The following is a 10,530-nucleotide window of genomic DNA, read 5'->3' as shown; positions in this document are numbered from 1 at the left end:
GTATTCTGAGCTTTTTAATTCTATTATGACATCAGATATTATTTAACTTCTGATTTCTGCTTGAACTCTTCTTTTGCAAGCTTTAACTGAGCATTGAACTCATCATTAGCATGTAAACGAGCAACAACAGCTGAAGCAACTACACGAGCAGCATCAACATCAGACTGCCAGTGGTAACCGCAGATTACACGGCTCTGGCCCATCTCAAAACCTCTCTTCAGAATTTCATTCTGTCTGAAAGGATTAATCTCTGCTAGAACTAAAGCTTCTGCCCAGCCAATTGCAGTGTGTCCTGATGGGTAAGAACCATTAGTAGATAAAGTCTTCTGATCCTTCATATTGCAGGTATTAACACCATAAAAAGCAAAGGGACGAACTCTCATGTAATGCTCTTTTGCAGCTCTGGTTGCAAGATCACCAGCATCTTCAACCATCTTGCTGATTAGCTTGTAGATCTGAGGGGTATTATCCTTTGAGATCTTCATTCCAAAAGCCTCTGATAAAGCTGCAGATACTCCCTTAGCATCAATCTCAGCATCTCTTGCAGCCAGAGCACCTCTTTCAGTCTTACGCAACATGAAGCCCTTGTTATATTGAGCCTGATCATTTAAGAAGGTAATGCTGTCCATTGCTGGAGGAGGTGGTAACAAAGCTAAGCTGTCAGCTACGTCAGAAGCATTCAGGTAATATTTTTCTGGAGCTGTTCTTACGTCATTGTGAGCAGCAAAAGTAGCGGTTGATAAAAACATTGTAGCTAAGATGACGTTCTTAAATTTCATAGTTATGTAGTCCCTATATGATTGTTTAATTGTTGCCATTCATTCTGCCTTCTGAAGAAAGACAAAATCCACAAATAGAATGCCATACCATGAAATAAAACCAAAACACTTTTGCTTAAAAACAATAATGACATCATTTAATTAATATTTGAAAACGCACTGAATCACAAAATGCAATAGTAATTATTGAAAGAATTCAGATTAGACAAATTGAACCAAGACACACCAATAGCCTTAGTCCTTATACATAAAAAACATCAGACAAGACAAAAGTCAAAAAGGCCTAAAAATTGATGAGGCTGATAAAGAAATAGAATTGAGATGAGAAAATATAGAGAATTTAAACAAAAATCCCCTGCCATAAGACAAGGGATCTATATTCAGAAAAAATTAACTGATTAGTTAATCTTCTCACGGATACGTGCAGCCTTACCGGTACGATCACGTAAGTAGTATAGCTTAGCGCGACGAACATCACCGCGACGGGTTACCTTAATAGAAGCAATCATTGGAGAGTGAGTCTGGAATACACGCTCAACACCCTCGCCTGATGACATCTTACGAACGGTGAAAGATGAATTTAAACCGCGGTTACGCTTTGCAATAACATTGCCTTCGAAAGCCTGTAGACGGGTCTTGTCACCTTCAACAACCTTAACCTCAACACGTACGGTATCACCTGGGTTGAACTCAGGAATATCAGTACGAATCTGCTCTTTCTCTAGCTGGTCAATAATTGGATTGCTAGCCATTTTTAGTACCTTCCATTAATAAGGATAAACAAAAAAACTATTTTAAATCGTGTTCTTGAAGATATTCATCAAGAAGCTTACGTTCTAACTTGGTAAGCTCACGATTCTTCAGCAAATCAGGTCTTCTCTCATATGTACGACCAAGACATTGCTGTAGGCGCCAGTTTCTTATCTTCTCATGGTTACCACTCATCAGAACTTCAGGAACTCTCATTCCATCAATTTCTTCTGGACGTGTATACTGCGGAAAATGCAGTAAACCTTGAGCAAAAGAATCTTCTTGCGCATTCTGAATGTTTCCTAATACACCAGGAACCATTCTTGAAACAGCATCGATGATACACATGGCAGGGAGTTCACCCCCTGAGAGGACGTAGTCACCGACAGAAACCTCCAGATCGACTTCCTTCTGAAGGACACGCTCATCAATACCCTCATAGCGTCCCGCTATAAGAATTACAGAGCCCCAACTGTGGATATCTGTGACCAACGAGTGATTGAGCTGTACGCCTTGAGGAGACATACATACAACTTTAGTATCCTTCGGTGCTTGACTTCGAGCAACTCTAAGAGCATCTCTTAATGGCTGTACCTGCATCAGCATTCCCGGACCACCACCATAAGGTTTATCGTCCACGTTGCCGAATTTATCTTCAGTATAATCTCGAGGATTTATGCAATCGACCTTTATTAGGCCATTTTCACAAGCTCTTCGAGTTACGCCGAATTTAGTTACAGCGTCAATCATCTCAGGAAAGAGCGTAATGACACCAAAATACATTAGTAATCTACGCCCCACTCAACCTCGATTGTTTTTGCATTGAGATCAACTGCTTTAACAATCGGGCCAACGACATAAGGAATTAAGAATTTTTCTTTGCGTTCCTTTGCCAGGTGGTCAGAGGGAGACACTTCCATTAAGGGAGCAGCTCCGTAATCCCTAATTCTCGATACTTTACCGAGCATTACACCTTCCAGTCCGATAACCTGACAACCAACAAGATCAGCCAGATATACAGTACCTTCTGGTACAGGAGGTAGGCTTGAGCGCCTAATCCCAATTTCAGCTCCTGCATAAAGCTTAGCTTCCTCAGGAGTTGATGCCACATCAAGCTTAACAATAAAATCATTACCATGTGGCTTGTATTCTTCAACCTGGACCTCACGCCATTCCGCCCCGCGCTGACGTATAAACCATGGCGAGTAGTCAAAAAGGTCCTCAGGTTGCTGCGTATATGAACGAACCTTCATCCATCCATATACTCCAAATGATGAGCCTAAAGCTCCCATTGGACGCGGTGTATCAGTCAAAGCTTATTAAGCCTCAGCTGACTCAGATGCTGCAGCTTCAGCTTCTGCCTTAGCCTTTGCCTCTGCAGCTGCTTTCTTAGCTGCTACAGCTGCTGCGTGCTTATCAGCCTTAGCCTTTAAAACAGCCTCTTCGCCCATCTCGTTCTCAACAAGAAGACGCTTTACACGATCTGAAGGCTGTGCGCCTTTAGCAATCCAAGCATTGATTGCTTCTAGATCTAGACGAAGACGAATCTCTTTACCTTTAGCGATTGGGTTGAAAATACCAACCTGCTGAATAAAACGACCAGTTGCAGCAAAACGCTTGTCTGCAACAATTACGTGATAAAATGGACGCTTTTTCGCACCTAAGCGACGTAAACGAATGACTACCATTTCGCATTACCTATATTTAGTTAAACAATCATGATGAAAAGTCATCATACAAAAACAGTTGCAGTATTTTACACCTTTTAAAGAAAAAAACAAGATCAACATCACTATTGGAATTTTATTTTCTGCCAACATTTATATATGTAAATTATTTTGAATAACAAGGTGTTAAAAGAAGATAGAAGAAATATTTGAATAGTAAAAATAAATAATATAAAAAAAAATATTTCAGCTTCGATTAGAGAAAAAAAACGAAGCTGAATTACGGAAAAGAAAAGTAGGGACTATCTGCGGAAGAAATTCCCCATTCCGCCCATGCCTCCCATGCCTCCCATCTGGCCCATCATGCCTTTCATTGCACCAGCCATCTTGCGAAGTCCACCTTTACCCATCTTCTTCATCATCTTCTGGGTCATATCAAACTGGCGCAGCAATACGTTAACCTCGTGGATTTCTACTCCTGCACCCATTGCAATTCTCTTCTTTCGTGAGCCCTTGATGATTTCTGGATGAATTCGCTCTTTCTTTGTCATGGAGTTAATGATTGCCTCCATGTGAAGAAGAGACTTGTCGTTGACTTTGTCCTTAAGCTGGTCTGAAATGTTTCCCATACCAGGAAGTTTATCTAGAAGACCGGACATACCGCCCATCTTCTTCATCTGAGCAATCTGATCTCTGAAATCGTCAAAGGTAAATCCTTCTCCTGACTTAATCTTCTGAGCAACCTTCTTAGCCTGCTCCATATCAGTATTGCGCTGCAGATCTTCAATAAGAGACAGCACATCACCCATATCAAGAATACGGCTTGCAATACGATCAGGATGGAAAGGCTCCAAAGGAACAATCTTTTCTCCAAGACCAATGAACTTGATTGGCTTGCCGGTAATTTCCTTTACGCTTAGAGCTGCACCGCCTCGAGCATCACCGTCAGCCTTGGTTAGAATTACACCTGTAAGATCTAGCGCTTCTCCAAAGGCTTTGGCAGTATTAGCTGCATCCTGACCTGTCATCGCGTCAACAGTGAAGAAGGTTTCGATAGGATCGGTCAGAGCATGAAGTCTCTTAACCTCATTCATCATTTCCTCATCTACTGCCAGTCGACCTGCAGTATCAAGAATCATTACATCATAGGCACGTAACTTAGCTTCTTTTAAAGCTGCAGTAGCAATATCCTCAGGCTTGTTCTTAGGATCAGATGGATAGCAGTCAACGCCAATCTCAACAGCCAATGTCTTTAACTGATCCATAGCTGCAGGTCTGTAGGTATCAACAGAAACCAAAAGGACCTTCTTGTTCATACGTTCTTTTAAGAACAGAGCTAATTTTGCAGCAGAAGTAGTTTTACCTGCACCCTGTAGACCTGCCAGTAGGATAACAGCAGGAGGCTGATGAGCCAGATTGATTTCGCTTATCTGTCCGCCCAGAGTCTCAATAAGTTCGGCATGAACAGCCTTAATAAACTCCTGACCAGGAGACAGACTCAGATTAACTTCAGCTCCTAAAGCTCTTTCCTTTACTCTGTTGGTAAAACTTTTAACAACAGGAAGTGCAACATCGGCCTCTAATAAGGCAGTACGGACCTCTCGTAAGGTATCCTTGATGTTTTCTTCAGTAATACGGCCTTTACCACTTATATTCTTAAGGGTACGGGTCAATCTTTGGGTTAAATTCTCGAACATTGAAGTCAGCTCTTAAAAAAAATCGAAACTACAGGATTTTGAATTATAACAGATACGAAATAAATTTTGAATTTTGCGCAAATTGTGAAAGGAATACTCAAGAAAACAACTTTAAAAGATTTCTGAAATTGGAACTGTTTCATGCAGATGTACCAGTTCGAGAGAATGATACATCTGCATGGCTGGAACTAGTGAGTTGTCTTTTTGATGATGAAATTGCCTATGAACTGGAAGATACTGATCATAAGCAGAATAACAATTACCGTCAGCCAGATCATGTCACGATAGCCCATCTGATAACCGTATCTTATGGCAAAGTCACCAAGGCCACCGGCACCGATAGCACCGGCAATGGCTGTTATTCCAATGAAGGATACAAAGGTAATCATGGTTACACGTGTGATACCAGGAATACTCTCCTTAAGATATACACTGAAGATAATCTCCCAAGGAGACAGGCCCATTGACTGAGCTGCCTCAACTAGCCCACCGTCAATCTCGGAGAGCACCTGCTCAATCTGTCGAGAAAAGAATGGCACTGTGCCAAATACCAGAGCAACAAAGGAGCCCTCAAGACCTGACCCCGTACCTACAATAAAACGGGATAATGGAATCAGCAGTACCATAAGAATAATGAACGGAATTGAACGAATCACATCTATGCAGCGATCCAGAGTGTTAAATACCAGTCGGTTACGCATGATTCCGCCTGAACGGGTAACAACCAGAGTTACCCCTAAAGCCACCCCCAGAACCCAGGCAATAGTTCCTGAAACAAGAACCATAATCACTGTCTGATACAGGCATTCGTAGAATTCCTCTGCTAGCCTCTCAAAGTTAGGCATTAAGGTATTTATAATATTCATTATTTTAAGATCTCCACTTTAACACCCTTATCCTTTATATATTTAACCGCCTCTTCAATCTTAGAAGGTTCTCCGGAGATATGTACCGCAAGTCTACCCAGAGGAGCCCCCTTTATATAGTCAATATTTGCATAAAGAATGTTGATTCTTACCTTATATATCTCGCAGATCTGAGTCATGAGGTCCTCGCCAGTAGACTCACCTGTGTAGGTTAGAGACCAGATGTTTGTTCCTTCTTTGATATCTGCCAGAGAGCCTTTCTGATGGAGAATATCCATAAAAGATTTAATATTTGAGGCAGTATCCAGAAAACGTTTGGTTAATGGAGCCTTAGGATCGGCAAAAAGATCGTAGACTCTGCCACACTCAACGACACAGCCATTCTCCATAACCGCAGCTCTGTCACAGAGATCTTTTACTACTGACATCTGATGGGTGATAACAACAATAGTCAGATTGAGCTTATTATTAAGATCCTTTAGCAGAGTTATGATCTGTTCTGTAGTCTGCGGATCTAGTGCAGAGGTTGCCTCATCACACAGAAGGACTTCAGGATCACATGCTAAAGCTCTTGCAATAGCGACACGCTGCTTCTGTCCGCCTGAAAGCTGAGATGGATAAGCATCACGGCGATCAGAAAGATCAACCATTTCCAGTAAAGACTCGATTTTCTTTATGCGCGCTTTCTTTTCCATACCAGTGCGTTTTAAAGGAAGATCGATATTTTCAAAGACAGTTCTTGATGGCATCAGATTGAAATGCTGAAATATCATTCCGATTCGCTGGCGGATTTTGCGAAGCTTACTGTCTTCAAGAGAGGTCAGTTCGGTATCGCCAATGATTACCCTGCCCTCAGTTGGTCGTTCCAGAAGATTTATGCATCTGACAAGTGTTGACTTTCCTGCACCTGAGAAGCCGATGATTCCGAAAATCTCTCCATCTTTAATCTCAAGGTTTATATCTTTTAGAGCCTCAACTCTTCTTTTTTTCTGAGTAAATGTTTTACTTATGTGTTCAAGTTTGATCATTTTAAGTTAGCTTGTTGAAATATTAACAATAGAATTATACATTATCAGAAAGCCTCAAAAATAAGTTGCATCCTTATTCAGAGCGAATTTTTTAGATTACAATCAGAAGATATAGGGTAAAAATATGAGATTCAATTTCAGAAACATACTTCTTGCATCTGTACTGTCTATTACCGCTTTTGCATCAAATGCAGATGATCTCAAGGAGATTAAGGTTGGTGTAGTAGGAGATTATGTAGCACAGTGGGATACAGTAAATGAACTCCTAAAGAAAGATAATCTTAAGGTTAAGCTGGTAAGATATTCGGACTATGCAACTCCAAATCGCGCACTGCATGATGGAGAAATTGATCTTAATGCATTCCAGCACAAGGCATTCTTAAAGAATGACATTGAGCGCAATGGCTACGAAATTGTTGATATCGGTGACACTATAATTACCCCTCTGTGCATCTTCAACAACAAGGATAAGATTAAGTCCATAAAAGATATTAAGGATGGTGATATCATTGCCATTCCATCTGATTTAACCAACGGAGGTCGCGCTCTTAAGGTTTTAGAGTCAGCAGGACTTATCAAGGTTGATCCTTCTAAAGGCTATACTCCAACCAAAGCTGATATTACAGAATACGTCAAGAAAATTAAGATTCGCGAAGCTGAGTCAGGAATTCTTGCAAGAATTCTCCCTGATGTCAGTGCAGCTCTAATCAACGGAGGCAATGCCTACACTGCACAGCTGAACCCAAGCACTGATTCAATCTATCAGGAGAATATTGATCCAAAGGTAAATCCTGCAGCAGCAGTACTTATCAATGTTATCGCAGCTAAAAAAGATAGAGCCAACGATCCTGAGCTTAAGAAGGTTGTAGAAGCATATCAGACTGATGCTGTAGCAGATACCATTCTTAATGCCTACAAGGGAGCTTTCCTTCCAGCATGGGCTGGCGCTAAAGGCGGTTTTGTAAAATAGAGCCTATTCATGATCTTAAATCTTAAAGACTACCTTGGAGCACTTGAAAAGGTAGTTAATATCGATTGCGGCAGTACTGATCCTGAAGGAGTAACCAGTGTCTGCCGTATTTTCTGCAAGCTGTTCTCTGACAGTGGTTTTCATGTTGAAGAAGTTGATCTTGGCGAAAAGGTTGGTCATGGCATGTTCGCAACCAACAAACCTGATACAGATCATTATGATCTGCTGCTCTCAGGACATCTTGATACTGTTTTTTCAAAAGGAACAGCAAAAGAGAGACCATTCAGAATAGAGAACGGCAAAGCCTATGGTCCAGGTGTCGCAGACATGAAGAATGGCTGTCTGGCAATTCTTTTTGCCTTATGCACTTTGGACAGGAAAATTCTTAACTCACTTTCAATTGCAGTTCTGTTCAATCCGGATGAGGAGATTGGAAGTCCCGCCTCAACTCCATGGATTGATTCATATGCTAAAAAATCCTCCTATGCCCTGGTCTTTGAATCACAGGAAAAGCTTGGACTTATAACAGAAAGACGCAAAGGAATATCCCATATTGATGTCTTCATGCATGGTGTAGGTGCTCACGCAGGATTCTGTCCGGAAAAAGGAAGAAGTGCCATCAATGCTATGGCCAACTGCATTTTTAGAATCAATGCTCTTGCCACAAAGGATATTACCGTTAATTTCGGAACCATACAGGGTGGCAGCATAGCCAACGCTATCGCTCAGGAATGCAAAGCCCGAATTGATGTTCGTTTCTGGACCAATGAACAGTGGGATGAGTTTTTCAAAAAGTTCAAAGCCGAATTTGAAAAACCATTTGGTAAGGACATTGTCGCAGAATATAAGATTCTGGTTTTAAACCCTCCAATGATTATGGTTGATGGTGTTGATGAGCTCAAAAAGATTGTAAGCGAATCAGCACAACAGCTTGGATTTAAGTGTACCTTCCAGTCATCAGGAGGGGTATCAGACGGCAATCATATCTCACAGTGCGGTCTTCCGGTTTTAGATTCCTTCGGTCCGATTGGCGGTGACTGTCATACTGACAGAGAATGGCTGGATATTGATTCAGTGAACACCTCAGTTGCCTGGCTCAAGAATATTATGACCAGGTTTTATGAGCTCAAAAATCAGTAGAAACAGTAGTAGGATTACATGCATTCAGACATTCTGACCCGCGGCAATATCTACAGATCGATAATTGTCTACGCTATTCCGATTATCATCGGCAACAGTGTTCAGCAGTTATACAATTTCTTCGATATGCTAATCGTGGGCAGAATCATTGGACTAGATGCTCTTGCTGCCTGTGGCGCCACCGGTCCAATATTCTTTCTGGTTTTCGGCTTTATCTTTGCCTCCACTCAGGGCTTTACCATTGTGACTGCCCAGAAATTCGGCGAGAAGAATTTTGACCTCATAAAAAAATCATATGCAATTTCAACCATTCTCTCGGTTGTTATTGCCATTGGCGTTACGATTCTGATTCTTCCCCTATCCTACCGTATTCTAAGGTTTCTGCATACACCAGAGGAGATCATGGAGCTGGCACATACCTATATGTATATAATCGTGGCAGGAACTCTACCACTGATTCTATACAATCTTTTAGCCTGCATCATGAGAGCATTGGGAGACAGTAAGACTCCGCTTTATTTTCTTATTATCTCCTCGGTTTTAAATCTATGTCTTGACCTGGTCTTTATCCTGGTATTCAAGCTGGGAATTGCCGGTGCCGCCTATGCAACGGTTGTAGCCTGGACAGTCTCAGACATTCTCTGTTATATCTATATTCACAGAAGATTTCCAGAATTAAGACTGACCTTAGAGGATTTCAGATTCAGTTTTGTTTTTTTATTTAAGCACATCAGGATTGGAATTCCTATGGGCCTGCAACTGTGTGTGATATCTCTTTGTACGCTGGTTCTGCAGAGCGGTATCAATCGTCTGGGAACTAATGCCGTAGCAGCCTTTGCCACAGCGATTATTGTTGATCAGATCTTCACCCAGCTTTATATTGCCCTAGGTTCGGTAATATCTGTCTTTACAGCACAAAACTATGGAGCCTGCTATTATCAGAGAATAACCGACGGTGTTAAAAAGGGATTTATACTCAATATCGGAATCACCGTATTTCTGGCAGCGCTGGTATTACTGTTCTCTAAGCCCCTCATTGAGGTTTTCATTGAAAGTAACAACCTCACGATTATAAGACTCGCTCAGGAGACATTATACGTCTATGTGTGTTTCTATATCTTCTTCGGCATGATCATGGTTCTGAAGAATACACTGTTGGGACTTGGTCTTGCCAGATACCCTCTCATCTCAAGCTTCTTTGAGCTTGGCCTGCGCTTTTTCATAATTGATCTGCTGCTGGAGAAATTCGGCTATATAGGGGTCTGTGCCATCATGCCTATAGGCTGGATTATAGGCTTTTCAATTATGTTTGCAGCTTATCTGTACGAAAAAAAGAGGCTGGCAGTATAGCTTACATCTTACTTTCCAAATATTGCCGAAAAGCCCATGGTTCTGCCTACATTACACGGTTTAAGCCGTATATATCTTTACCACTTCTTTTTCTTTGATATATTAGTTTGGAGTGTCAAGGCTCTTTTTCATCTGCTCGATAAGACAGGAATGTTCCTTTGTGGATTTATCATAGTTAATTCCTACTAAAATAATATTGCCACAGTAATCTTCAAGAGATTCGGTGTAGTGTTTCTCTTTTATCTGCTCAAGAGCTGTTTGGGCATCTTTATTCCATTTAAGC

11 protein-coding genes and 1 pseudogene are annotated in these 10,530 nt (G+C 41.3%); 3 read left to right on the top strand and 9 right to left on the bottom strand.

Annotated elements, in window-relative coordinates; translation table 11 throughout:
- Window positions 1-38: 38 nt before the first annotated feature.
- The 8 genes and pseudogenes from QZU45_RS09135 to QZU45_RS09100 all read right to left on the bottom strand — a co-directional run bounded on the left by QZU45_RS09135 (window position 39) and on the right by QZU45_RS09100 (window position 6,787).
- Window positions 39-779 (bottom strand): phosphatase PAP2 family protein, encoded by a 741-nt coding sequence (locus tag QZU45_RS09135; RefSeq protein WP_295354437.1) that lies wholly within the window; start codon window positions 777-779, stop codon window positions 39-41.
- A gap of 398 nt (window positions 780-1,177) precedes the next feature.
- Entirely contained in the window at window positions 1,178-1,531 is a 354-nt protein-coding gene (gene rplS / locus QZU45_RS09130) for a 50S ribosomal protein L19 (protein ID WP_295354434.1), read from the bottom strand.
- A 37-nt stretch (window positions 1,532-1,568) separates the two neighbouring features.
- Window positions 1,569-2,312 carry a tRNA (guanosine(37)-N1)-methyltransferase TrmD gene (gene trmD / locus QZU45_RS09125; RefSeq protein ID WP_074942810.1) on the bottom strand — a complete coding sequence of 248 codons (744 nt, stop codon included), beginning with the start codon at window positions 2,310-2,312 and terminating at the stop codon, window positions 1,569-1,571.
- Window positions 2,312-2,842 (bottom strand): ribosome maturation factor RimM, encoded by a 531-nt coding sequence (rimM, locus tag QZU45_RS09120; RefSeq protein WP_143075466.1) that lies wholly within the window; start codon window positions 2,840-2,842, stop codon window positions 2,312-2,314. The genes trmD and rimM overlap by 1 nt, the downstream gene beginning before the upstream one ends.
- A 144-nt stretch (window positions 2,843-2,986) precedes the next feature.
- A pseudogene (gene rpsP, locus QZU45_RS09115) lies at window positions 2,987-3,217 on the bottom strand (30S ribosomal protein S16); the annotation flags it as partial.
- A gap of 281 nt (window positions 3,218-3,498) precedes the next feature.
- The gene (gene ffh, locus QZU45_RS09110) at window positions 3,499-4,893 is read right to left on the bottom strand and encodes a signal recognition particle protein (protein WP_295354430.1); all 1,395 of its coding nucleotides are present in this window, start codon (window positions 4,891-4,893) and stop codon (window positions 3,499-3,501) included.
- Window positions 4,894-5,081: 188 nt separating this feature from the next.
- Window positions 5,082-5,759, bottom strand: coding sequence for a methionine ABC transporter permease (locus QZU45_RS09105; RefSeq protein ID WP_295354427.1), 678 nt, complete (start codon window positions 5,757-5,759; stop codon window positions 5,082-5,084).
- Entirely contained in the window at window positions 5,759-6,787 is a 1,029-nt protein-coding gene (locus QZU45_RS09100) for an ATP-binding cassette domain-containing protein (RefSeq protein ID WP_295354425.1), read from the bottom strand. Before QZU45_RS09100 ends, QZU45_RS09105 begins: the two co-directional genes overlap by 1 nt.
- Window positions 6,788-6,911: 124 nt before the next feature.
- Here QZU45_RS09100 and QZU45_RS09095 point away from each other — a divergent pair, with 124 nt between their 5' ends.
- From QZU45_RS09095 to QZU45_RS09085, 3 genes are read left to right on the top strand one after another with little or no spacing between them, the layout of a single operon-like run.
- Window positions 6,912-7,757, top strand: a complete 846-nt coding sequence (locus tag QZU45_RS09095; RefSeq protein WP_295354424.1) for a MetQ/NlpA family ABC transporter substrate-binding protein — start codon at window positions 6,912-6,914, stop codon at window positions 7,755-7,757.
- 9 nt (window positions 7,758-7,766) lie between these two features.
- Entirely contained in the window at window positions 7,767-8,897 is a 1,131-nt protein-coding gene (locus QZU45_RS09090) for a M20 family metallopeptidase (protein ID WP_295354422.1), read from the top strand.
- An 18-nt stretch (window positions 8,898-8,915) separates the two neighbouring features.
- A complete protein-coding gene (locus QZU45_RS09085) occupies window positions 8,916-10,247 on the top strand; it encodes an MATE family efflux transporter (RefSeq protein WP_295354420.1) in 1,332 nt (443 codons plus the stop codon).
- 102 nt (window positions 10,248-10,349) lie between these two features.
- Here the strand turns inward: QZU45_RS09085 and QZU45_RS09080 are convergent.
- Window positions 10,350-10,530 (bottom strand): hypothetical protein (locus tag QZU45_RS09080; RefSeq protein WP_295354418.1); only part of this gene is annotated, 181 nt, incomplete at its 5' end.

The sequence above is a fragment of the uncultured Succinivibrio sp. genome (genome assembly GCF_902756765.1).
Classification (GTDB): domain Bacteria; phylum Pseudomonadota; class Gammaproteobacteria; order Enterobacterales; family Succinivibrionaceae; genus Succinivibrio.
Note: the sequence above shows the minus strand (reverse complement) of the source record. Positions and strands in the feature narration are given on the sequence as shown.